A 24,725-nucleotide genomic window follows, 5' to 3' on the forward strand; every position below is an offset into this window, starting at 1 on the left:
ATGGCGCTCTCGAGTGAGACCACCCTGTCGCCGCGGCGGCGGGCCGAACTCGCCGCCGACCCGGCCGTCGGCGGCGGCAATCTGCTGCGGTCGGCGATCGCCTACAGCCCGAGTCCGGAGCTGCCGTTCCTGCGGACGGAACGGCCGATCCCGCTCAGCCCCGGCTGGGAGACCTGTGAGTTCAGCCTGCTCAAGCTCGACTGGCTGGTGCAGAACTGGTCGGCCTGGTACCTCGCGCAAGGCGTCCAGCCGCGTGACCGCGTGGCCGTCTACATCGACGACTCGTTCGCGTATTCGGTGCATTTCTACGCGCTGGCGCAGATCGGCGCGATCGCGGTGCTGATCAACAGCAACGCGTCCGCGGCGATCGCACGGTCGCTGATCGAGCAGACGACCCCGGTCGGGCTGTACACGACCGAGTCCCGGCTCGTCGATCTGCCGGAGCTGAACTGGATCGCGACGGTCGAGGCGCTGCCCGCTCCCCCGGCGGCCGACCTGCCGCCGGAAGCCCGGTATCAGCACCAGAACTCCGACCCGGTGGTCATCCTGCACTCGTCGGGCACGACGGGTGAGCCGAAGCCGACCGTCCACACGCATCAGTCCATTGTGGCCGGTCCGAAGTTCCGCCTGGTCGACCACAAGGAGTTCCCCGGCGCGGTCACCATGACCTCGCTCCCCCAGTCCCATCTCGGGTGTATCGCGTACACGGCGTACGCGGTGCTGGCGGGCGCCAACACGGTGGCCGCCTTCGACCGCTGCGCGGCGGAACTCGTCGACTGCGTCGTGCGGCAGAAGCCGAGCGCGGTGATGTCGTTCGCGCACGCCTACGCCGAGGTTCCCGGACTGGAGATCAAGCCTGGCTCTGTCGACTCGGTCAACGTCTGGGTGTCCATCGGGGACGCCGTGCACGAGGCGCACATCAAGCACATCCTCGGTTTGCGCAGCACGCACAAGCCGCCGTCGGTGTTCCTCGACCGCCTCGGCACGACCGAACTCGGCTGGGGCGTCCTGCTCAAGATCCGCAACCTGAGCACCGCTCGCAACGACCGCTGCGCCGGGAAACCGGTCGGCGTCGCCGAGGTGGTCGTGCTGCGCGCGGACGGCACGATCGCCGCCGACAACGAGATCGGCCTGCTCGGCGCCCGCGGCCCGGCGATCACGCCGGGGTACTGGGCCAACGCCGACATCACCTACAGCAGCCGCCTCGCCGGGTACTGGCTCACCGGCGACAACGCCTACCGCGACGAGAACGGCGACCACTTCCTCGTCGACCGGTCCGCCGACGTGATCGAGACCCCGCACGGCGTCGGCTACTCGGTGTCGATGGAGGAGGCGATCCTGTCGGGCGTGCCCGAGGTCGTGGACGCCTCGGTCGTCGCGGGCAAGCACGACGGCGCCGTCACCCCGGTGGCGCTGGTCAGCATCGGCGACACCGTCGTGGAAGCCGAGAAGCTGCTGCTGCTGGCCAACGAGGCGCTCGACGCGGCAGGCCACCCACGGCTCGGCGTGCTGGAGATCAGCGACGACGGCGTCCCGGTCGGCGTCACCGGGAAAGTCCTCAAGCGACAGTTACGCCAGAAGTACGACGCACTCGAAACCTATTCCGCCGACCCACGCCGCTTCGCTACCGTCTAAAGGAGACAATCATGGTCACCCCACTTGTGATGGTGATGCCCTACAAGGCTTTCGTGAAGAAGGCCACGCAAGAGGGGTTCGCCGTCAGCGCCATCTGGGACCCGTCACTGGCCTCGGTCATGCCGACCGGGCCAGCCGGTTTCCCCGCCTATCTCAAGGAAGTCGAGGGTCTCGCCGAAGACTTCGTCCTCACCGACTTCGCGGACCCCGAGGAGTTCGCCGAGATCATCGCGAAGGTCGCGGCGAACTCCGGCGCCCAGCAGATCTACCACGTCGGCCAGGAGACCAGCATGCTCGCCGCGTACGAGATCGCGGACGAGCTGGGCAAGGCGGTCAACCCGCCGCGCTCGATCCGGCTGCTCAACGACAAGGCCGAGATGCGCAAACTCCTGACCGCGCATGGTCTTTCGAGCGTCCAGTACGCGTATGCCCAGCGCTGGCAGGACGTCGCGGACATGATCGGCGAGTTCCGCCTGCCCGCGATCGTCAAGCCGACGGACCTGGCGGGCAGCCGGGGCGTACTCAAGCTGACCGACCACGCGCAGCTCGCGGGCTGGGGCAAACTGCTGGAGTCCTACGACTACACCGGCCCGGTGCTGATCGAGGAGTTCCTCGACGGCCCGGAGTTCAGCGTCGAGAGCATCTCGGTGCGCGGCGAGCACCACATCATCGGCGTCACCCGCAAGATACTCGGCCCGCCGCCCTCGGTGGTCGAGGCCGGTCACGTGCACCCGGTCGCCGAGTCGTCGCAGACCAAGGCGATCGCCACGCTGACCAAGCATCTGCTGCGCGTCACCGGCTACCAGAACGGCCCCGCGCACACCGAGGTCATCTGGACCAAGCGCGGCCCGAAGATCGTCGAGTCGCAGGCCAGGCTCGGCGGCGACCGCATCCCCCAGCTCGTCGAGATGGCCACCGGCTTCGACATCGAGCGCGCCATCTTCCGCGCCTTGAAGGGCGAAGCCCTGGACCCGAAGACCCGCTCGGACGTGGCACGCGTGCACTACTTCTCCTTCACACCAGGCGTTCTGCGCTCGGTCGACGGCCTCGACGCGGTGCGCTCGCTGGAGTACGTCGCCGAGCTGAGCTTCCCGTTCGCGCCGGGCGACGTCATCCCCGAGACGGTCGACTCGAAGACCCGCCACGGCTACGTCACGCTGTCCGGAAAGGACGAAGCCGAGACCGAGACTCGGCTGGAACTGATCAAGTCGCTGGTCAAGGTCGTGACGGAATGAACTTCTTCGCGCTGCATCCGACCTTGCGCATCCGCATCGGCGTCGGCTTCGTCAACCGCCTGCTCGACTCGATGATCACCTCGTTCATGGCGATCTATCTGGCCTTCCGCTTCGGCATCGCGGTCGCGGGCATCCTGATGTTCGTGGTCGTCTCGCTCGGCGTGATCGGCATGCTCGTCGGCGGCCACATCTCCGACACCCGAGGCCGCCGCGCCACCTTGCTCCTGGCCGAGTTCGGCGGCTTCGCCAGCTTCGCCCTGATGGCCGTCGCCGACGCGTCGTCCGCGACCCTACTCGTCTACGCGGGCTACCTGGTCAACAAGTTCGCGGCCAGCCTCGCCCTGCCCGCGAACGACGCGATGATCGTCGACGTCACAACGCCGGAGGACCGCAAGCAGGTCTACACGATGAACTACTGGGCGACGAACCTCGCACTCGCCATCGGCGGCCTGCTCGGCGGCTTCCTCTACAACGGCCACTTCACGTTGTTGCTGGGCGGAGCGGCCGCCTGCACGGCGGGCGTCTTCGCGGTGACGTACTTCCTCATCTCGGAGTCCAAGCCCTCGGAAGCCGTGGTCGCACCGCGCGCTTCGGTCTTGCGTGAGTTCTCGGCGGGCTACCGGCTCGTGCTGCGGGACGCGATGTTCATCCGCTTCATGGTCGCGGCGACGTTGATCATGGCGATCGAGTTCCAGCTGGTCAACTACGTCGGCGTCCGGCTGTCGCACGACCTGCCCAACGGCGTCGAGATCCTGGGCATCCTCCGCGCGGAGAACACGGCACTGGTCGTGGTGCTCGCGCTGTTCTCGCACCTGCTGTTCCGCCGGCTTTCGGACAAGGTGCGGCTGTACGCCGGGGTCGGGCTGTTCACCGCCGGGTACATGGTGCTGGCGGTGTCGAACACCGGCTGGGTACTGCTGATCGCGGGCGCGGTGTTCACGGTCGGTGAGCTGATGAACGTCCCGGTCAAGCAGGCGATGCTGGCGAACATGGTCCCCGACCAGGCCCGCACCCGGTACATGGCGGTGTACAACCTCAACATCCGGGTCGCCCAGATGCTCGCGGCAGGCTGCATCACGCTGGGGGCTCTGGTCCCACCTTGGGGTATCGCGCTGCTGTACGGCCTGGCCGGGCTCGTGGTGGTCGCCCAGTTCCGGGTGCTGCTCGCCCGGACCGCGGCTCCGGAGCCTGTTCCGGCCTAGTGCTCGGGGTCGCGCGGGAGGTTAGCGGGCTTTATCCCGGCTCGGCCTGGCTCGCCCCTGCTAGGTCGGCCCATGAAGCGAGGGGACCCCACGGTGCTCAGCTCGCACCCAGGGGCCCCCTCGCTTCACACCCGCGGGCGAGGGGAGCCTTCATCCATGGCCGGTTCGGGTGAAGGCCTCCCTCACCCGAACCAAGCGGGTCAGGGCCTCCCTCACCCGCATATACGGTCGAACTAGGCCCTCACCCCACGGATCCGAGCGAAGTAGGACCCACCCCACGCCCGACCACGACCCTGCCGCGAGCGGGGCAACCCGATGAAGGGGTCGTGAGTGTTTAGACCGGTTAGAACCGGCCGCATCACTCACGACCCTCACGACGCCCCGGTTTGCCGCGGGCGAGCGGAACCTCTGCTGCATCTAACGCAGCAAAGGTTCCACTCGCCCGCCACATTTGCCCTTCCGCCCCAATATAACCGGCCGCATCACTCACGCCCCCCACGCCGAGCCGACGATCACGCCACCTTCGCGTTCCCCTCACGACCTCGGGCGGGCGTAACGGGTGTCCGGGCGCGAGCGACTATGCGTCGACCGAAGAGCGAGCTCGGGAGGCGGATGTGTCACGTACCGCAGTGCTGGTCTCGCTGGCCGCGGTGCTGGCCATGGCGGTGGGCTGTACGCAGTCGACCCAAAGCCTGCCCGCGGCTTCGGTCGTCACGACGACCGTGGTCACGCCCTCGCCTGCACCGGCGTCGGAGCGTCCGCCTGCCTCGACGGCGACCGCGCCTCCCCTGACTGCGACGTTGAAGGTCGACGCCGCCGCCAGCCGGAAGGCGGCGTGCCTCAAGGACGGGACCCAGTGCTACGAACCCGGCACCAATGTCAAGTGCTCGACCGGCGGCTGCGTCAACGCGGCGCGTGGGCTCAGGCAGGCTGACGTCGAGTCAATCACCCAGAAGTGGTTGCGCGAACATCCTGGCTGGTGCGCCGCCGGGGAAACCGGCGCGGTCGCGCCCTGCTGAGACCGGCAGAAACACCTGCAGAACTACCTGCAGAATCGCCTGAAATCTATTATAGAATTCCCAGCAAGACGTTCGATTATTTCGCCCAGCGGAACATGTCCGAATAGGTCGAATTCACCAGAGTTAACGAGTGATCCAGATCACGTTGACGTTTTTCTTAGTGTGATGTTCACTTTTTTCAGGCGTAATCAGGGAAATGCGACCACACATTGCATGGTTCGATGTAATCCGCCATCCCGCTCCCGCCTGACCTTGAAGAATATTCGGACACAAACCGGAGGTATTGCCATGAAGGCACTCATGCGGAAGTTCAAGTCGGAGAAGAGCCTGAAGGCCTACGCGTGGTATCTCTGGATCTAAGCAGGCTTTGACCTGCGGATATACCATCAAGTCCGGCCCGGCGACGACCATGCTGACCCCCTGTCGCCGGGCCGGGTTTCCGTTCACGCTGGGAGTGCTCCGAAATGCGGGTTTCCACTGCTGCCGGTAATACCCGGACCACCGTCTTCGCTCCGCGAATTGACGAGCTGCTGCAGAAGTATCGTGGTGGCGGGCTTTTCCGGCTGGATGCGGACACCGTTGGAATTGCGGACCCGCAGCTGATCAGCGCGATCATGACGAGCCGGCCCGCGAATGACGAGGAACGGCCGACGTTCAAGCCGTTGTGGGGACAGACGATCAGCCGGTCGGAATCGACCGCGGTCATGCGGGCGGTCGGCCAGGATGTGCGGGCCGCGCTGGAAAAGCCCGATGACGGCCGCCGGGAGCTGACCGGGGAATGGCCGCATGTCTGCCATGTCTATTTGCGTGACCTCATCTTCCCGACCGACCCGGTGCGGCTGCGCACACTGCTGGACCGGCGGCTCGAATGGACGACGCTGCTGACCAGGGCCGTCGTCACCGCGGGTTCCGCGCTGCCCGGCTGGCCGCCGACGGGCGCGCCGCTGTCTCATCTGGGCAAGCTCACCAGCCAGGCCGAGGGTTACCACGCCAAGTTCCGCGCCATGGGGCTCTACCGCCGGACGGCGGCGCCGGTCTGCTTCACGGTGTCGCAGCTGGTCGCCAACGCGATCTGGCTGGGCGCGCCGTTCGACGAAGGCGTCGCCAACCGCGACATCATCCACGAGACCCTGCGGCTGCTGCCGGTGTCGTGGAACCTCCTGCGCTTCGCCTCGCCCGAATTCACCGCGCTCGACGAGCGGATCGGGCCGAAGGACGACGTGCTGATGCTCCCGCTGCTCAGCCACCGTGACCCGGCCATCTGGGCAGACCCCGACGAGTTCCGGCCGGAGCGCTGGGCGTCGCTCGACCCCGACCGCCAGCCCGGCTATCTGCCGTTCGGGCACATCAGCGAGCGGTGCTGGGGCAGGCACATGGTGCTGCCGCTGGCCGAACGCCTGCTCGACATGTTCCGCGGCGGTGGCTACCGCATCGACCCGGCTCAGGCCGAGGCCAGGGTCCCGCTCGCGGGCCTCTTCGGTGTCACCAAAGTGAAAGTCACCAGATAGCGCCTTATGATCGCCGGGTGAGCAACATCGAAGCGAGCCCGGCCGAGCTGACCTGCCGAAGCGAGCCGGGGCGGGCGGTCGAGGTGCTCACGCCGCGCGACGTGCCGCTCGGCGGCCCGCGGGCGATGAAGGTCCGGCGGACGCTGCCGCAGCGCGACCGGTCGCTGATCGGGGCCTGGTGTTTCGCCGACCACTACGGTCCTGCCGACGTGCGCATGGATGTCGCGCCGCATCCGCATACCGGACTGCAGACGGTGAGCTGGTTGTTCACCGGGGAGATCGAGCATCGCGACAGTCACGGCGTGCACGCGATGGTCCGGCCGGGTGAGCTGAACCTGATGACCGGCGGGCGCGGGATCTGCCACTCCGAGGTTTCCACCGACGCCAGCACCACGTTGCACGGCGTGCAGCTGTGGGTGGCGCTGCCGGACGCGCATCGCGACGCGCCGCGCGACTTCCGGCATTTCGTTCCTGAACCGATTGAGTTGACCGGGGCGACCGCGCGGGTTTTTCTCGGCGAGCTCGCCGGGGCTTCTTCCCCGGTGCCGACTTTCACGCCGTTGCTGGGCGCGGAACTCGTGCTGGCGCCGAAAGCGGACCTCGCACTCGAGGTGGATCCGGCGTTCGAACACGGTGTTCTCGTTGACACCGGAGTCGCCGAACTCGACGGCACGCGGCTCGCGCAGGCCGAACTCGGCTACGCGGGCGTCGGCGCGAAATGCCTTTACCTGGCCAATCCCGGTGACGAACCGAGCCGGGTGATCGTGCTCGGCGGTGAACCATTCGCCGAAGAGCTGGTCATGTGGTGGAACTTCGTCGGGCGCGACCATGACGAGATCGCCCTGTTCCGTGAGGAATGGCAGGCCGGGTCGGACCGTTTCGGCCGCGTGGAAGGGTATCCGGGCGCACGGCTGCCCGCACCGCAGCTGCCAGGGGGACGGCTCAAGCCAAGGCGCAATCCCGCTTAAAGTCGTTCACATATATGGACGCCATTCACATTCGTTGACGCGCGCCAGCATGGTGACCTATAAAGGCATGGTCCAGGTGTACACGCCGCAACACCTTTCCGCCATTGCTGTACCGGAGGTTTCGGGTGTCCCGGAAAACCCCTCGTCATGCCCTTTTGTTGGTATCCCTCACGATTCTCGCCGCGGTGGCCGCCGTCGAAGTGGTCAAGGAACCAGCCGAGGCGGCGCCAGGACCAGGCGCGCTCACCGGTCTGGACCTCGGTTCCGCCAATCGCCGCGCGCCGGTCGCCGGGCTCTACGACTGGAGCAAAGCCGGTTTCCGCGGTGGTTCCGCGCTACCCGGCGCCAGTGAGGTGAACCCCAGCGCGGCCTGTCAGATCACCCCGGCCGAGCTGACCAGCCAGTACAACGTGAAACCCAATGACGGCGTCGACGACACCAACGGCATCCAGGCCGCGATCGACGCGATCAAGTCGACCTGCTCCCCCAGCGCGAGTTACTCGAAGCTGAGCCTGATCAACTTCCCCGCCGGCAGGCTGGACGTCACGCACGAGTTGCATGTGGACGCCGATTACCTGATCTTGCGTGGCGCGGGCAAGGACGCGACGAAGTTCGTCTACAAGCCCGACGCGAACACGCTCTACGACACCCTCACCCCCGACGGTTCCGACTGGGACGAGGACGGGATGACCTCGGGTGCGGGCAAGGGCGGCTGGCTGTGGCCGGGCCGTGGCCTGTTCCGCGTCCAGTCACGCGGCGTCGACCCGTCCTACGCGAGTGACTACGCCGCGGCGCCCGCCAACCGCAAGGACATCTTCGAGGGCACGATCAACGTGCACTGGAAGGCGGGCCTCAAACTGCGCGGCAAGCCGGGTGACACCGCGTACGCGGCCAAGACCGGCGACAAGGTCGTCTACCTGGCGAGCAGCGGCGCGCTGACCAACCTCGCGGCGGGCAACCTGGTGAACATCCGCGCGGCCAACAGCACGAAGTTCTACCAGCAGCAGAACGCGACCGGAACGACGTTTCCGTTGCTGAACATGCACATGCGCCAGCAGATCTTCACCATCGCCGCGCTCGACACCGCGGCCCGCACGATCACCTTGGACAAGCCGCTGGAGTACGACGTCCCTGTGACGTCCATTTCGGACGGTTCGGCCCCGATCGACGGCGCCACCTACGACTCCAAGGCGGCGCCGCTGGTCGACCCGGTGCTCGGCGTCGGCTTCGAGGACCTCGGCTTCAGCCAGGACATGCCGGGCCTGAACCCGGCCGAGGCGAACAACAACTACGGCAACATGGCGCCGAACGCCGAGATGCACGGCATCGTGTTCAAGTGGGCGGCCAACTCCTGGGTACGCGGCGTCCGCGCGGACATGACCGGCTCGCACCCGATCGTCACCGAAGAGGCCAAGAACCTGCAGATCGTGAACAACGAGCTCAACGGTTCGTGGAACAAGGGCAAGGGCGGCAACGGCTACTTCCGCGGCTCGCGGGTGTGGGACTCGCTCTACGCCGGCAACACCTCGACCTTGTTGCGGCACTTCACCTTCCAGTGGGGCGCCTCGGGCAACGTGGTGATCGGCAACTCCTTCGACTCCGACCTCAACCTGCACGGCGGCTGGGAGCGCAACAACCTGTTCGAGCTCAACACCGTCAAGGTCCCCTACGCGCACCGGTCCGGCAACTGCCGGGCGAACTGCGGTGAAGAGGGCGGCGGCGGGCCCGACGACTCGAACTGGTTCCCGATCTGGTGGGGCGCCGGGCAGAAGGCGGTCAAGTGGTCCGGTTCCTCGGGCCCGCGCAACGTCTTCTTCAACAACACCATGACCAAGCAGCTCTCCGAGGGCGGCGCGTTCGGCGACTTCTACGCCGACCGCCACCGCGTGTACCAGTTCGGCTGGGACGGCACCGCGTTCAAGCACCTCGACGTCGGCGGCACGCCGATCACCGACTGGGCGCACAACGAGCAGAAGGACTACACCGGCGGCCACGGTCTCGACGCCACCAAGACCGACGCGGCGGCCTCGCTGTTCCTGAAGTCGGTCGACGGCACGCAGCCGCCGACGAGCACGACGACGACCCCGACCAGCACCACCACGTCGACCACCACGACGACCCCGACGTCGACCACGACCACCACCCCGACCACGACGACCAGCCAGCCGCCCGCCGGCTGCGTGACGGCGACGTTCAACCAGAAGTCGGTGTGGGACAGCGGGTACGGCGCCACCTTCACCATCGCCAACAACTGCGCCACGGCGACCACATCCTGGACGGTCGAGTTCGACCTGCCGTCGGGCACCACGGTCAGCAGCTCGTGGAACTCGGTCATGACGAAGAACGGCCAGCACTACAAGGTCGGCAACGCCAGCACGAACGGCAAGATCAAGGCCGGTGGCACCACGAGTTTCGGCTTCAACGCGGCGGGACGTGGCCTGCCGACCAACTGCTCGCTCGGCGGCACTCGCTGTGGAGGCACCTCATGAGGAAGCGGTTATGGGCGGTGAGCGCGGCCGCGGTCACCTCGGCTGGACTCTTCGGCGTCGTGGTGACGGCCGAAGCGGCGCCGAGCGTTTCGGCCACCTTCACCCAGAGTTCGGTGTGGGACAGCGGTTACGGCGGCCGGTTCGCGCTGGCCAACACCGGTGACACCGCGAGCGCCTCGTGGACGGTCGAGTTCGACCTGCCGTCGGGCACCTCGGTGAGCAGCTCGTGGAGCTCGGTCATGACGAAGAGCGGCCAGCACTACAAGTTCACCAACACCGCGTCCAACGGCAAGATCAAACCCGGTGGCACCACGGGTTTCGGCTTCAACGCCGCCGGGCTCGGCCTGCCGAGCGGCTGTGTGGTCAACGGCGCGCCGTGCGGCGGCGGCACGCCGACGACCACCCCCACCACCCCGACCGGCACCACCTCGGTCACCCCGACGACCACCAACACCAACAACCCGAGCCCCGGTGACACGATCACCGTCTCCACCACGGCGCAGCTGCAGGCGGCGCTCGGTTCGGTGAACCCCGGGCAGACGATCAAGCTCGCGGCCGGCACGTATCGCGGCGCGTTCCTGACCAGCCGGGCGGGCACCGCGGCGAAGCCGATCACCCTGACCGGCTCCGGCGCGATCCTGATCAACGACGGTCCGGCGGGCGAACCGCCCGCCTGTCCGGCGCCGACGGCGGGCTGGGATTCCGGCTATGGGCTCTGGCTTTACAACGCTCCCTATTGGAACCTCAGCGGCTTCACCGTGCGAGAGTCCAAAAAGGGCATCGTCGCGGACAATTCGCCGCACACCATGATCGACGGGGTGACGGTCGACCACGTCGACGAGGAGGCCGTGCACTTCCGCAAGTCCTCTTCGGACAGTCTGATCCGCAACTCGAAGATCAGCTACACCGGGCTGGTGCAGCCGGGTTACGGCGAGGGCGTCTACCTCGGCTCGGCCGGCTCGAACTGGGGCTGCCACGGCAATTCCGGCGGCGTCGACAAGGCCGACCGGATCCAGGTGATCGGCAACCACTTCGGCCCGTACATCGCGGCCGAGGCGATCGACGTCAAGGAAGGCACGGTCAACGGCCTCATCAAGGGCAACACCTTCGACGGCCAGGGAGTCACCGGCGAGAACTCGGCCGACTCCTGGGTCGATGTCAAGGGCATCGGCTACACCATCGAAGGCAACACCGGCACGTTCACCACGCCGGGCACGTTCGCCAACGGCTACGAAACGCACAACCCGGGCACCACGCCCGCGTTCCCCAACGGGTGCGGGAACGTCTGGCGTGACAACAAGTCCGATCTGGGCGGCGTCGGCCAGTACGCCATCAACATCAGTTCGGTCTCGAAGTGCAAGGAGCAGCCGAATCTCGTGTACGCCTCGAACACCGTCACCCGTGCGGTGAAAGGCCTGACCAACGCGGCGGTCACGCCGTAACGTCCGTCCTTTGAGGTCACTTCGGCCGAAGTGACCTCAAAGGACGGTCACTACTTCTTCCAGGTCACGGCTTTCGACGCGGCCGAGTCGTACGGCTTCGTGGTGTAGGCGATCGACGTGATCGGGTCGGTGGCGACGCCGAAGTAGATCTTGCACGTCTCGTGCTTCGCGCCCTTGGCGGTGAAGTCCTTCGGCGTGGAACCCGTCTCGTCGCAGCCGTTGACGCTGGCGTTGCGGCCACCGAAGATCTGACCGGGCCAGCCACCGCTCTTGGTCGCGGGCGTCAGCGACGGCGGGTAGAGCTCCGAGAGGTTCGAGCCGTCCATGTTGACCAACGTCTGGTGCACGAAGAAGAAGTACTTCCCGCGCAGCTTGACCTTGTCCTCGTCCTTGAGCGGCAGGCTCTCGATGTCCTCATCGGACGCTTTGACGGCCTCGGTGGTGAGCGTGATGCCCAGCAGGCCCTTCGCGTAATAGCTGTAGACCGGGATGACCGCCTGCTCGCCGAACTTCACCTTGGTGCCCGGCTTCGCCGCGTCGTCGGTGATCTCGAGCGTCGGCGTGACCGTCATGTACGGCCGCTCGGTGGTCGTCGGCGCGGTGCTGCCGGACGCGGCGCCGCTCGGCCCGGTGGTCTTGACGCTGCCGCTTTCCACGCTCGCGTGGCCGGTCACGGGCGAGCAGCCCGCGACGGCGAAAGCGAGTGCGGCCAGCACGACGACGTGCGGTCTCTTCAAGCGTGCGGGCATGACGAACTCCCCCTGGAAATGATGTGGATCCCCTGGCGATGACTTTAAGACACAGGCGGGAACGCATCCGCACCGGGGAGGTGTTTCGCCAGGTCAGAGCACATTCGGCGCCCATTGTCACCACGAGATGATCAAGATGCCGAGCGATTCCACCTTCGGGTGATCAGTACACCGTGGTGATGAGCACGAACCGGGATCCGTCCGGGTTCTGGAACACGATCTCGCCGGAGTCCCGTATCAGCTCGATCACCCGTGCGCCCACCACCGGCAGCACCCCGGGTTCCTGGCGCGGCGAGTCCCGCCAGAACGAGCAAGTACCCGGAACGCCGCCGGAAGCCTCGCCCTCGGCCGCTTTTGTCCTGAATCATCTCTTTTGCCCGCTTCCTCGCGGAGCTCGAAAGTTGTGAACGAGGCGTTCATTACGCACAACGTTGCGAACGAGGCGTTCACAACCTTCGACCCGGAGGCGCCCCGCGAAGGTCAAGCCTTGTGGAGTTCCTTGGCGTTGGCGAGCAGTCCTGCGACCGCCGTTCCCCACAGCACCACCGCGCCTCCGAAGCCCGGCACCGCCCGCCAAGCCCACGCCTGACCCGCCGCCCCGAAGACGGCCCCGAGCACCGCGACCGCGCACAGCATGATCGCGAGCACCGTGAACCGGCGCGTGCCGAAAAGCCGCGAGAACGGCACGAAGTGCAGCCCGACCAGAAGCAGGACCCAGGCGGGCACCGCCTCCGGCAGGTCGAACACGCCGGTGAGGACCCGGGCGCCCGCGAAAATGCCGACGACCATCAGCAACACCGCGATGCCGTACCGCTTGCCGAACGGGCTGTCTCCGCGCCCGCCACCCGCAGGCAGACCGGCGCCGCGGCGGCCGAGCATGAGGACCCAGGCCACCAGCGCGACGACGGCGACGATGCCCAGGATCACGAGAACTGTCCGCGGGCCGTCCACCGAGGCGGTGCCGGAAAACCACCAGCCCGCACCGAAACCGGTCGCGATCAGCGAGCTGATCATCAGCGTGACCAAGTGGCCCTTGGTGAACTGCTCATCCATGCGCCCAGTCTTCCTCACGCCAGTCCGAGCAGCGCGGCCGCGTTGTCCTTCAGGATCTTGGGGCGCACTTCGGGCTTGATGTCGAGTTGGGCGAAGTCGGCGAGCCAGCGGTCGGGGGTGATCACCGGGTAGTCAGAACCGAACAGGACCTTGTCCCGCAGCAACGAATTCGCGTAGCGGACGAGCTGCGGCGGGAAGTACTTCGGTGACCAGCCGGACAGGTCGATGTAGACGTGGGGCTTGTGCGTCGCGACGGCCAAAGCCTCGTCCTGCCAAGGGAAGGACGGGTGCGCGAGGATGATGCGGAGCTCGGGGAAGTCGACGGCGACGTCGTCGACGAGCATCGGGTTCGAGTACTTGAGGCGGATACCGCCGCCGCCGGGCACGCCCGCGCCGATGCCGGTCTGTCCGGTGTGGAACAACGCGGGCACGCCGAGTTCCTCGATGACCTCGTACAGCGGGTACGCGAGCGGGTCGTTGGGCGCGAAGCCTTGCACGCTGGGGTGGAACTTGAACCCGCGCATGCCGTGCTCCTCGACGAGCCGGCGCGCCTCGCGGGCGCCCGCCTTGCCTTTCCACGGGTCGACGCTGGCGAACGGGATGAGGACGTCGGCGTGCTCGGCGCAGGTCTCGGCGATCTCCTCGTTGGCGATGCGCGGATGACCGGTGGCGTGCTCGGCGTCGACGCTGAACGTGACCGCGGCCATCTTGCGCTCGCGGTAGTAGGCGGCGCTCTCCGCGATCGTCGGCTGGCGGTGACCCGCCTTGAAATATTTCTCAGACGCGCCAAGGAGTTCGGAGCTCAGGGAGCCGTGACCGTCCTTCGAGATCTCGACGTGGGTGTGCACGTCGATCGCGACCAGCTCTTCGAGGTTCATCGCAGCCATGCCGCCAACCTACGGCAGCCGTGAGTGGTATGGCCGGTTCGCGGCCATACCACTCACGGATAACTTCAGCGGCGGATCGCCTCGAGCAGCGTGGTCGACTGGACGCCGGTCCACGCGGGACGGACGGGCGTGACCGTGCTCAGCTCGAACCCGGCCGTCTCCAGCAGCTTCTGGAAGTCGGCCTCCGTGCGCTCCCGGCCGCCGGGGCTGCTCAGCAGCATCATCACGTCACTGCGGGCGGCGATGCGGGACGGCACCGAATCGTCGAACCGCTCCGGGCAGACCGTCTCGACCAGCAGCAGCCGCGCGCCGGGGCGCATGGCGCGGTGGCACGACTTCAGGATCTCGACACTGCGGTCGTCGTCCCAGTCGTGGATGACGCTCTTGAGGATGTAGACGTCGCCGCCTTCGGGGACCGACTCGAAGAAGTCGCCGGCGATCGCCTCGATCTTGTCGCCGCCCTCGGTGTTCGCGAGGTGCTTCTTCGTCGCTTCACGCAGGAACGGCTGGTCGAGCAGGATGCCGCGCACGCCGGGGTTCGCGGTGACGACCGCGGCGAGCAGCGAGCCGAGCCCGCCGCCGACGTCGACGACCGTGGAGCAGCCGCTGAAGTCGTAGTTGCCGACCACCGACCCCACGGTGTAGGTGGAGAAGAAGGTCATCGACTGGCTCAGCAGCGCGATCACCTCGGGCGGCGGCTCCGAGAACACCGCCTTGCCCTTGTCGTGCAACGCCGTCTTGCCCGTTTCGAGCACTTCGGTCAGCCCGGCCCAGCGCTCGACGTGGCCGGGGCTGGCCAGCGTCATCGCCACGGCGTAGAGCGAATCGGGCTGGTCGCTGCGCAGGTGGTGGCCCACCGGTGACAGCGCGAACACCCCGGCCTCCGGTTCGGTCAGCACGCCGGAGCTGACCAGCAGCCGCAGCAGCCGCTGCAGCGAGTCCTCGTCGGTCGAGGTTTCGGCGGCCAGCTCCGCCACCTTGCGCGGACCGTCCGCGAGCAGATCGGCCACCTTCAGTTTCGCGGCCACGTGAATCGCGCTGGATTCGTGGTGACCGGTGATCAGTTGGAACAATGCCACCGTCGCGGTCGGCGCGTCCACGCCGCTCGCCGCTTCGACCCGAGCCATGAGAATTCCTCCGGTTGGTTAGACGTTCCTGGCGTTCATCGGCCCGAAGCGGTCCCCGTCGATCCCCCAGCCGATCAGCCGGTACGGCGTGATCCGGATGAGCGGGGTGTCGGTGTCCGCGCCGAGTGCCTCGGCCTTGCCCCTGATCTCGATACCGCGCGGGCGCCACGGGTCGACCGACTCGAGCTCGTCGACGACGATCGCCGCCTGCCCGGTCTCGGTGACATCGCGGAACTTCCGGCTGCGGCGCATGACCTCCGCGTAGCCGACGATGTCGATGGTGTTCAGCTCGGCGTTGTACTCGAACCCCACCGGCACGACGTGCGGCGCGCCGTCCGCGCTGACCGTGGCCAGCCGGCAGAGCCGTTGCGCGGCGAGGAAAGTGAGCTCGTTCTCGGTGAACAACTGCTTCTCCTTGGCTCAGTTCCGGTCGAGGAGGCCGCTGATGAGCGCGGACAGGTGCTGGTAGGCGTCCTCGTGCTCGCCCCGCTCACGCCAGGCGATGAAGTTGTCGGGACGGACCAGCAGCGCGCCCTTCGCGGTGATGCCGGTGGCGGCGGTGAAGGTGCCGTCGGGGTCGCGGACGTCCTTGCCGACGCGGTAGGCGGTCAGCGGCAGGCCGGTCTCCTCGGCGATCTTCTCGGCGGCCGCGTGCCACGCGTCGCCGTCTTCACCGGCGAGGATGGCGAATCCGGCGCCCGCGAGGTCCAATGTGGACGTCTTCTCGCCCTTGCGCTCCACCCACAGGTGCGGCAGCCGCGTGCCGGGCGAACCGTCGAGGTTGAGCTCGACGTCCTCCAGCGACGGCAGCACACTGCGCGCGCCGACCACGGCGCCCGCCGTGTACTGGAAGCCGAAGCCGGTGACCAGCGGGTCGGCGATCTTGATCTTCGCCTTCTCCTCGGCGGCCTCGGGGCTGTTGTCCCAGTGCAGCTCCATGAACCGGAACCGCAGTTTCGCCTGCTCACAGGTGAACTGCGCGATCGGGAGCCGCTCGTCCTGGTAGGCGTCGAGCAGGCCGTCGCCTGCCTGGCCGTTGATGACCATCGCGAGCTTCCAGCCCAGGTTGTAGGCGTCACCGATGCCGGTGCTCATGCCGAACGCGCCGACCGGCGGGATCGTGTGCGCGGCGTCGCCCGCCATCAGCACCCGGCCGACGCGCAGCTGGTCGACCACGCGCGCGGACATCTGCCAGGCCAGCCTGGCCAGGATCTCCACCTCGATGTCGGGCACGCCGATCGCCTTCCTGGCGATCTCGGCGCAGCGCTCCGGCGGGTAGTCGTCGAGCGACTCGTTCTCCGCGTCGTAGGTGAAGTGGAACACCCAGCGGTCGCGGTTGTTGATGGTCAGCAGGATGCCCTCGACCTCGCCGGTGCGCACCTCGGCGAAGGCGAACTCGTGCCCGCGCACCAGGTCGGACAGGTCGGCCTTGAACATCATGTTGATCATCGGCTCGCCGAGCTTGTCGAGCCCGCTCATGGTCAGGCCGATTTCGCGGCGCACCCTGCTGCCCGCGCCGTCCGCGCCGACCAGGTAGTCGGCGTGGACCGTGCTGCGTTCGCCGGTCTCGGTGTCGAGCAGCGTCGCGGTGACCCCGGACTCGTCCTGGGTCAGCGACTCCAGCTGCGTGCTGAACCGCACCGCGATGCCCCGCTCGGCGGCCGCGGCCACCAGCATCCGGTCGATCTGGTCCTGCGAGCACGGCCCGATGTCGGTGGGGCTGATCCGCTTGGTCACCGCCAGCACCTCGTCCGGCGGCGTCGGGTACCGGCGCACCGAGGCGAGGTCGGCCTCGGCGAGCGACGGCTCGACGTTGACCTTGCTCATGCTCGGCTGCAGGTCGGTGCTCGCCTCGCGCATGGCCTCCTCGAGACCCATCGCGCGGAAGAACTCCCGCGCCGGCGGCTGCACGCCGGTGGCCCTCGGGTGGATGGAGGTGGTCGCCCGCCGCTCCACCACCAGTGAACGCACCCCGTGGCGGGCCAGCGCGACACTGGTCGACAGCCCGACGGTGCCACCACCGACGATCAGCACGGGCACATGTTCTTCGGTCATGACAATGCCTTTCTGGCTTTGAACGGTCACGGTTTTCAGCGGCGGACGGCTTCGACGATCATGCTGGAGCGGACCCCGGTCCACGCCGGGCGGATTTCGATGACACGGTTCAGCTCGAAGCCCGACGCCGAGACGAGACGCTCGAAGTCGGCGGCCGAGCGTTCCCTGGCGTTGGCGTTGACCATCATGTTGACGTCACTGCGGCCGGCGATCTTCGCGGCGATCGAGTCGTCGAACCGTTCCGGGTACTGGGTTTCGACGATGATCACCTTGCCGCCCGGCGCCAGCTCGGCCGCGCAGTTGGCGAGGATCTTGACGCTGGCCTCGTCGTCCCAGTCGTGGATGACGTTGTTGAGCAGGTAGGCGTCGCCCTGCGGCACGGACTCGAAGAAGTCGCCGCCGACGACCGTGCAGCGGTCGGCGACCGCGCTGCCGGCGACCCGCTTCTGCGCGTTCTCCGCCATATACGGCAGATCCAGGGTGATGCCGCGCAGATCCGGGTTGGCGGTCAGGATCGCCGAGAGCAGGATCCCTTCCCCGCCACCGAGTTCGACCAGCGTGCGGAACTGCGAGAAGTCGTAACCGTCCACAATGGCCCCGGCGGTGTGGCCGACGAAGAAGGTCATCGTCTTGCCGAGCAGCTTCAGGATGTGCGGCGGCATCTGCTGGAACGGGTCGCCCTTGTGCTCCTCCGGCACGCGTGACGCGCCGGTGCGCACGCACTCGGTCAGCTCGCCCCAGCGCTGCTGGTTGCGCGGGTTGGCCATCATCAGCGCGAACGAGTGCATCGAGTCGGTGACGTCGGTGCGCAGGTGGTAGCCGATCTCGGTCAGCGCGTACACGCCGGGCTCCGGCTCGGCGAACACCCCGCAGCTGACCAGCAGGCGCAGCAGGCGGCGCAGCGCGAAGGCGTTCGTCTTCGTCGCCTCGGCCAGTTCTTCGAACCCCTTGGGCCCGTCGGCGAGCCGGTCCGCGAGCTCCAGCCGGGCGGCGACGTGCACCGCGCTGGACCCATGGTGCGCGGTAATTCCCTGGAACAGATCGACGGCCGGGGTCGGCCTGTCGGTCGCGTCGGTCACCTCTAGCAGAGTCATGGACACATACCTCCCACAGCACGGATCGATGTGGTCACCTTGACCACCTTTCCTAGATCCCTCCTCGAAAACCGCTCGACAGACGGGTTCGAGCAGCCGTGGATCCGGGATAGAGGCCCGGCGGTCACGGTGTGCGAAACGGCGTCGAGTCTGAGGGGCAGCCATGCCTGATGAGCACGTTCCAGTTCTCGTGGTCGGCGGGAGCACCGTCGGACTGTCCACGGCGGTCTCACTGGCCAGGTACGGGATCCGGCCGCTGCTGATAGAGCGGCGTGACGGTTCGCTGATCCATCCACGCGCGACGGGCCTGCACCCGTCCGCGCGCGAGTTCTTCCGCAGCGTCGAGCTCGAAGACCAGATGCGCGAGGCCAGCGCGGTACTGGTGAACAGCCTCACCAAGTTCAGTGTCACGACGCTGGCAGGCGAGGACCTGTCCAAAGTGGACAGGATCGCCACGCCGCCGGAGGACGTGGTCGCGGCGACCAGGCGGATGAGCCCGACCGACGTCAACCCGTGCGCGCAGGACCAGATCGACAGGGTGCTGCTGGCCGCGGCCGGTGAGCGCGGCGTCGACGTGCGGTTCAGCACCGAGCTGGAGTCGCTGTCGCAGGACGAGTCCGGCGTGACCGCGGTGCTGCTGAACCGCGCGACCGGCGAGCGCAGCACGGTGACGGCCGATTACCTGGTCGGCGCGGACGGCTCGTCGAGCCGGGTGCGCAAGGAACTCGGCATCACCATGGAGATCGAGGACCGGCTCGGCAACCCGATGATCCACGTGCTGTTCGAGGCGGATCTCACCGAGCTGATCCGCGGCAACGAGTTCAACTTCTGCGAGATCAGGCACCCCGACTACGAGGGCCTGATGCTCTCGATCAACAACAAGGACCGCTGGGTCTTCCACCGCAGCTACTCCGACGACGAGGAGACCGTCGACGACTATCCGGAGGACCGCTGCCTCGACCTGATCAAGGGCGCGATCGGGCTGCCTGACCTCGAGGTCAAGATCCTCGCCCGGCTGCCGTGGCGGATTTCGGCCGGTGTCGCCGAAAGCGTGCGCGAAGGCCGGATCTTCCTGGCGGGCGACGCCATCCACGTGATCCCGCCGATCGGCGGATTCGGGATGAGCACCGGCATCGCGGACGCCTACAACCTCGGCTGGAAGCTCGCGATGGTGCTCAACGGCCAGGCGGGACCGGGCCTGCTCGACAGCTACGCCGAAGAGCGCATGCCGATCGCGGAGTTCACCCGCGACCAGGCGGTGCTGCGGCTGAAGTTCATGGCGCTGCACTGGGACCCGCGGCCGGAGGCCGAGGAGGAGCGCAACGCGCTGCGGATCGCCGATCCGCTGGTGACCAGCTCCGGCTACCAGTACTCGACGGGCGCGGTAGTCGGCGCGCGTGCCGAGCTGCCCTCGCTCGAGGACGTGGAGGTCAACCTCGACGGCTCACCCGGCACGCGGCTGCCGCACCTGTGGGTCGAGCGCAAGGGCGAGAAGATTTCGACGCTGGATCTCGCCGGCTCCGGTTTCACGCTCCTCACCGGGGAAAACGGCGACGCCTGGCACGACGCGGCCGAGAAGATCGCCGCGGAGACGGGGTTGCCGCTCACGGCCTACCGCGTCGGCAAGGACATCGAGGACCCCGGCGGCACGTTCGGCGAGGCCACCGGCATCACCGCGACGGGCGCCGTGCTCGTCCGGCCGGACAACTTCGTCGCGTGGCGGCACGGCGGTGCGCACGCGGAGCCCCATCGGCACCTGTCCGCGCTGCTCGGCGACCTGCTCCACCGGAACTGAGCGGCCATGTTGAAAATCTGCCTCGTCCAGCAGGGCGCCTGGGACATGCCGCTGGACTCGATGCCACTGGCCGCCGGCTACCTCAAAGCGGTGATCGACGCGGACGCCGACCTCGCGGCGGAGGCCGAAGCGGAGATCTGCAACTTCAGGGGCGGCCGCACGCTGACCGAGATGGCCACGCAGCTCTTCGGCGCCGGGGTGCCCGACGTGCTCGGGTTCTCCGTGCTCGGCTGGAACTACCGCAACTTCGGCGCGCTCGCCGAGATGTTCAAGCAGCTCAACCCGCGTGGGCTGGTGGTGTTCGGCGGCAACCACGTCGCCTACCAGTCCGAGCGGGTGTTCCGCGAGTTCCCGTGGGTGGACGTGGTGGTCAACGGCGAAGGCGAGCACACCTTCCACGAGCTGATCACCTACGTGCTGAACCATCCCGGCGAGGTCGACCCGGCGCACGTGGCCGGGCTGTCGTACCGGCGGCCGGACGGCTCGGCGCACACCACCGCCGAGCGGGACCGGATCGACGACCTCGACGTGATCCCGTCGCCGTTCCTCACCGGCGCGATCCCGATGACCGACGACAACGGCCGGTTCCGCTACGACGTCGCGCTGATGGAGACCAACCGCGGCTGCCCGTACAAGTGCTCCTTCTGTTACTGGGGCGGCGCGGTCGGGCAGCGGATGCGCAGCTTCTCGGCCGAACGGCTCGCGGCGGAGCTCGACGTCTTCGGGTTCCATCAGGCGCCGTCGATCGTGCTGTGCGACTCCAACTTCGGCCTGCTCGAAGCCGACGAGGAGTTCGTCGAGCTGCTGATCAAGACCAGGGAGCGGCACGGTTACCCGCAGGCGCTGGAGACGAGCTGGGCCAAGAACAAGTCCAACCGCTTCTACAAGATCGTGAAACAGCTGCAGCGGCACGGTTTCCAGAGCTCGTTCACGCTGGCGCTGCAGACGCTCGACGACGAGGCGCTGACCGGCATGCTGCGCAAGAACATGAAGGTCAACCAGTGGGAAAGCCTCGTCGACTGGCTCAACGAGGAAGGCCTCGACTGCTACGCCGAGCTGATCTGGGGCGCGCCGGGTGAGACGCCGGAGTCGTTCCTGAACGGCTACGACCGGCTGGCGAGCAAGCTGTCCCGGATCGCGGTGTACCCGATGCTGTTGCTGCCCAACACCTCCTACACCGAGAACCGCGAGGTGCACGGGTTCGTCACGATCAGGGGCGAGGACGACGACTTCGAGTACGTGCTCGCCAACCGGACCTCGACGCTGGCCGAGAACATGGAGATGCAGCGTTTCATCTTCTGGGCCAGGGTGCTCGGGGAGAACCAGTACCTGCGCCACACCTGGCAGGTCACGCGGGAGATCGCCGGGCTGACCCAGTCCCAGGTGGTGTCGAGCTTCAAGAGCTACTTCGAGGCCTCGGACGAGCCAGCCGCGGTCGCGGTGCTGAACCGGATCCCGGTGCTCGCCGAGTCGCCGGCGATCGCCTCGGCGCTGCGCTCGCTCTATCACGAGCCCGAGCTGGAGGCGCTGGCCCAGCGCTGGTGGCGGGAGAAGATGGTGCCCGCCTTCCCGCGTGAGTGGCGGCGGTTCGCCGAGGCGCTGTACGAATACGAGCGCTGGAGCAGGCCGGTGTACGTGGCGCCCGGCGAGGAACCGCCTGCCGGCTGGCGCGTGGATCTGGCAGGCGGCTACGTCAGCGAGGTGGTCCGCCTCGACGTCGACGTGCCGTCGGCGCTGGCCGACTGGCGCAAGACGGCGGCCGAGGGCCCGCCGAGCGCTCCCGTCGAGCTGATCTTCAAGGCACGCACGGGTTTCCACGACCACATGGACAACCACGAGACCGCCGCGCACTACATGGCGGTCGCCGAGCGGGCAGGCCACCGCCTCGCGGTCTGACCGCTGCCCAAGCGCGATAAAGCCCGCTTTACTCCGGGGAGTAAAGCGGGCTTTATCCCGTTCTCAGGCGAGGTTCGCGACGAGTGCCGCGACCTCGCCGGGTGCGGGCTGGGCCAGCATTTCGGCGCGGACGCGCTCGGCGGCCTGCCGGTAGGACGGTTCCTTGAGCAGGTCGATGATCGCGCCGGTCAGCAGGCCGGTGTCGCGGCGGTCCTCCTCGGAGATGAGCGCCAGGCCCGCCCCGCTGTCCGCGATCCGCTCCGCGGTGGGGATGAGCATCGGGCCTTCCTGCGCGACGACCAGCTGCGGCACCCCGTACGCGTACGAGGTGAGCGCGGACCCGCTGCCGCCGTGGTGGATCATCAGCGCGCAGCGCGGCATCACGTGGTTGATCGGCAGCTGATCGACGACCACGACCCGGTCCGGCAGCGCGCCGAGCTCCGCGTGGTACTGCTGCGGCACGACCAGCACCGCCTCGGTTTCGGCGAGTTCGGCGACCGCGCGGCCGACGCTGTCGACCACCGCGCGCAGCTGGCCCTCCTTGGCCAGCGTCTCGGTTCCCCATACCCCGAACGAGATGCAGATCAGGCCGGTGCCCGGCTGGACCGTCCAGTCCGGCACCGCGGCGGTCCCGTTGTAGGGCACGAACCGCACCGGCTGGGCGGGCGCGAGGTTCGGGGACTGCACGGTGGGCGGGCACGGGTCGATGACGAGCGCGGCGTCCGGGACGCCGGCGGAGCCCAGCCGGTGACAGGTTTCGGCCAGCGCTTGCTTGGACGGCTCCACGAGCGTCGAAGTGAGATTGTCGAACCCCCACCGGTGCACCACGCCCGGCACATCGAGCACACCGGCCACCACCAGCCCGCTGAACTCCATCGGGTCGGTGATGATCACGTCGGGGCGCCACGCCTTGGCGAAGGCCACGTACTCGTCGACGAACACCTCCAGCCGAGCCTTCCATCGGCGCCCGATCGCGGCGGTGCGTTCCTCCTCCGCGGTCGGCAGTTTCGTGCTCGAACCTGCCGCCGAGTAGGCCGACTTGACCGTGCCCGGCGGGCGCCACCGGCTCACCGAGCCCGCCTCCGACTCCACCTGCCTGGTCGGCAGGCCCGCCGCGTGCGCGGCACGCACGGTGTCCTCATGGCCGAAGAACACGACCTCGTGGCCTGCGGCGCGCAGCGCCCAGGTGAGCGGGACCATCGGCAGCAGATGGCTCGGCACCATCGCGTTGAGCAGCACTCGCATGATCTCCCCCTAAGAAGTCTTGAGCCCGAGCTTGGTCATCGCCGCACGGAGAACGTCCGGAGTGGACGGCAGCGCGTCGACCGCGCGGACGTAAGCGCTTTGCGCCTCGGCGAGCTTCTCGCGGGCGGCGGGTTCGTAGAGGATCCCGTGCATCGTCTCCACGGCCGCGGTCTCGTCGAACAGCTCCGCGCGGGCGAGCGCGGACAGGTAGCCGTTGTCCTTGGTGAGCGCCTCGACGAAGTGGAACAAACCCTTGGGCCAGTGCAGGAACGGGTCGACGGGCGCGACCTCCTCCAGCCACGAGCGCACGACCGGCGACAGCCCGCCGAGCGCACGGTCCACTTCGGACACCTCGTCCCGGCCGGTCACCGTGAACCGGTTGGTGAGCAGCATGCCTGGCGTGCCCATGAGCACCGCACGCGCCAGCGTCACCGCGCTCATGCTCAGCGACAGCAACAGATCCGCGGACGCCAGCAGCCGCTGGTAGCGGTCCGGCGCGCACGGGCCGAGCACGTGCAGGCGGTCGGCGGGGAACTTCGCGAACGGCTCCGGCACCGGCCCGACGATGAGCACGTGCGTGCGGTCGGGCAGCTGGTTCAGGTAGTGCACCAGCAGCTCCGGGACCCGCTCACCGAGGCGCACCATCATGTCGGTGGTCTGCCGGGTGACCTCCTTCGGCTGCTGCCAGCCGGAAACCGGGATCATCACCAGCCGGTCTTCCGGCGACAGCCCGAACTCGGCGAAGATCGCCGCCCTGGTGCGCTCGTCGGCGGCGGGCTCCGGCGCGGTGAGCCGGTACGGGTAGCCCTTCCCCGACGGCCCCGGGTCCACGTGCGCCACCGGGACCGGGCGGAGGTGGACGTCCATGTCGAGGATGTGCCGGTCGTACTCGCGGCCCCAGCCGCGGCCGCAGAAGTCGTAGGCGAACCGGGTGTTCTCCCACTCCCACATGTCGATCGGCAGCAGCGGGACGCCGTACTTCTCGATGAACCAGGGGTCCTCCGCCGCGTTGTTGCGGACCATGTGGCCCCAGTAGTTGGTGTAGTCGGCGAGCACGATCGCGTCGGGCCGCACCTCGGTCATCACCCGCTCGACCACCTCGTGCACGGACCGCTCCGGGTCCGCGTCGATCACGTCGTACGGGTACACGCCCTCGCCGAACAGCGATTCGACGGCCTGGGTGGTGACGAAGTGGTTCTGGACCCCTCCCGCGGTCAGCTGGTCGGCGAGCGACCTTCCCACGAAAGTCTCCCCGTAACCACCCAGTACCGGGAGGGCGAAGTGCAAGAGCTTCATGCCGCGCTCCTAGATAGAAGGCCAGGTAAC

19 protein-coding genes are annotated in these 24,725 nt (G+C 67.8%); 10 read left to right on the forward strand and 9 right to left on the reverse strand.

The features are described from left to right. The 8 genes from AB5J62_RS23760 (at position 1) to AB5J62_RS23795 (ending at position 11,498) form a co-directional block, all read left to right on the forward strand. Positions 1-1,635, forward strand: a complete 1,635-nt coding sequence (locus AB5J62_RS23760) for a class I adenylate-forming enzyme family protein (RefSeq protein WP_370942126.1) — start codon at positions 1-3, stop codon at positions 1,633-1,635. An 11-nt stretch (positions 1,636-1,646) separates the two neighbouring features. After that, a complete protein-coding gene (locus tag AB5J62_RS23765) occupies positions 1,647-2,870 on the forward strand; it encodes an ATP-grasp domain-containing protein (protein WP_370942127.1) in 1,224 nt (407 codons plus the stop codon). Further along, entirely contained in the window at positions 2,867-4,072 is a 1,206-nt protein-coding gene (locus AB5J62_RS23770) for an MFS transporter (protein ID WP_370942128.1), read from the forward strand. The genes AB5J62_RS23765 and AB5J62_RS23770 overlap by 4 nt, the downstream gene beginning before the upstream one ends. 614 nt (positions 4,073-4,686) lie before the next feature. Continuing rightward, the gene (locus AB5J62_RS23775) at positions 4,687-5,091 is read left to right on the forward strand and encodes a hypothetical protein (protein WP_370942129.1); all 405 of its coding nucleotides are present in this window, start codon (positions 4,687-4,689) and stop codon (positions 5,089-5,091) included. 464 nt (positions 5,092-5,555) lie between these two features. Further along, complete coding sequence (locus AB5J62_RS23780; RefSeq protein ID WP_370942130.1) at positions 5,556-6,599, forward strand: cytochrome P450; 1,044 nt, start codon at positions 5,556-5,558, stop codon at positions 6,597-6,599. Positions 6,600-6,616: 17 nt separating this feature from the next. Further along, positions 6,617-7,567 carry a pirin family protein gene (locus AB5J62_RS23785; RefSeq protein ID WP_370942131.1) on the forward strand — a complete coding sequence of 317 codons (951 nt, stop codon included), beginning with the start codon at positions 6,617-6,619 and terminating at the stop codon, positions 7,565-7,567. A 185-nt stretch (positions 7,568-7,752) separates the two neighbouring features. Further along, positions 7,753-10,056, forward strand: a complete 2,304-nt coding sequence (locus AB5J62_RS23790) for a cellulose binding domain-containing protein (protein ID WP_370942132.1) — start codon at positions 7,753-7,755, stop codon at positions 10,054-10,056. Continuing rightward, positions 10,053-11,498, forward strand: coding sequence for a cellulose binding domain-containing protein (locus tag AB5J62_RS23795; protein WP_370942133.1), 1,446 nt, complete (start codon positions 10,053-10,055; stop codon positions 11,496-11,498). Before AB5J62_RS23790 ends, AB5J62_RS23795 begins: the two co-directional genes overlap by 4 nt. Before the next feature lie 50 nt (positions 11,499-11,548). Here AB5J62_RS23795 and AB5J62_RS23800 read toward each other — a convergent pair whose 3' ends face one another. The 7 genes from AB5J62_RS23800 to AB5J62_RS23830 form a co-directional block, all read right to left on the reverse strand. Further along, positions 11,549-12,247: a hypothetical protein gene (locus AB5J62_RS23800; protein WP_370942134.1), complete on the reverse strand. Its 699-nt coding sequence runs from the start codon at positions 12,245-12,247 to the stop codon at positions 11,549-11,551. A 480-nt stretch (positions 12,248-12,727) separates the two neighbouring features. Then, positions 12,728-13,300, reverse strand: a complete 573-nt coding sequence (locus AB5J62_RS23805) for a hypothetical protein (protein ID WP_370942135.1) — start codon at positions 13,298-13,300, stop codon at positions 12,728-12,730. 14 nt (positions 13,301-13,314) lie between these two features. Further along, positions 13,315-14,178: an amidohydrolase family protein gene (locus AB5J62_RS23810; RefSeq protein WP_370950318.1), complete on the reverse strand. Its 864-nt coding sequence runs from the start codon at positions 14,176-14,178 to the stop codon at positions 13,315-13,317. Between the two features lie 74 nt (positions 14,179-14,252). After that, on the reverse strand, positions 14,253-15,314 hold the full coding sequence (locus AB5J62_RS23815) for a methyltransferase (protein ID WP_370942136.1): 1,062 nt from the start codon (positions 15,312-15,314) through the stop codon (positions 14,253-14,255). Positions 15,315-15,332: 18 nt separating this feature from the next. Further along, entirely contained in the window at positions 15,333-15,719 is a 387-nt protein-coding gene (locus tag AB5J62_RS23820; RefSeq protein ID WP_370942137.1) for a PPOX class F420-dependent oxidoreductase, read from the reverse strand. A gap of 15 nt (positions 15,720-15,734) precedes the next feature. Beyond that, entirely contained in the window at positions 15,735-17,369 is a 1,635-nt protein-coding gene (locus tag AB5J62_RS23825; RefSeq protein WP_370942138.1) for an FAD-dependent monooxygenase, read from the reverse strand. Between the two features lie 35 nt (positions 17,370-17,404). Then, positions 17,405-18,463, reverse strand: a complete 1,059-nt coding sequence (locus AB5J62_RS23830; protein ID WP_370942139.1) for a methyltransferase — start codon at positions 18,461-18,463, stop codon at positions 17,405-17,407. 163 nt (positions 18,464-18,626) lie between these two features. Between AB5J62_RS23830 and AB5J62_RS23835 the strand changes: the two genes are divergently transcribed. Together AB5J62_RS23835 and AB5J62_RS23840 are read left to right on the forward strand one after the other, a co-directional pair. Further along, complete coding sequence (locus AB5J62_RS23835) at positions 18,627-20,258, forward strand: FAD-dependent monooxygenase (RefSeq protein ID WP_370942140.1); 1,632 nt, start codon at positions 18,627-18,629, stop codon at positions 20,256-20,258. Positions 20,259-20,264: 6 nt separating this feature from the next. Then, positions 20,265-22,154: a KedN5 family methylcobalamin-dependent radical SAM C-methyltransferase gene (locus AB5J62_RS23840; RefSeq protein ID WP_370942141.1), complete on the forward strand. Its 1,890-nt coding sequence runs from the start codon at positions 20,265-20,267 to the stop codon at positions 22,152-22,154. 63 nt (positions 22,155-22,217) lie between these two features. Here the strand turns inward: AB5J62_RS23840 and AB5J62_RS23845 are convergent, their stop codons facing one another. Both AB5J62_RS23845 and AB5J62_RS23850 read right to left on the reverse strand, forming a co-directional pair. Then, on the reverse strand, positions 22,218-23,399 hold the full coding sequence (locus tag AB5J62_RS23845; RefSeq protein ID WP_370942142.1) for a nucleotide disphospho-sugar-binding domain-containing protein: 1,182 nt from the start codon (positions 23,397-23,399) through the stop codon (positions 22,218-22,220). A 9-nt stretch (positions 23,400-23,408) separates the two neighbouring features. Then, positions 23,409-24,695 (reverse strand): DUF6365 family protein, encoded by a 1,287-nt coding sequence (locus AB5J62_RS23850; RefSeq protein ID WP_370942143.1) that lies wholly within the window; start codon positions 24,693-24,695, stop codon positions 23,409-23,411. Between the last annotated feature and the right edge of the window lie 30 nt (positions 24,696-24,725).

Source organism: Amycolatopsis sp. cg5 (assembly GCF_041346955.1).
GTDB lineage: Bacteria > Actinomycetota > Actinomycetes > Mycobacteriales > Pseudonocardiaceae > Amycolatopsis.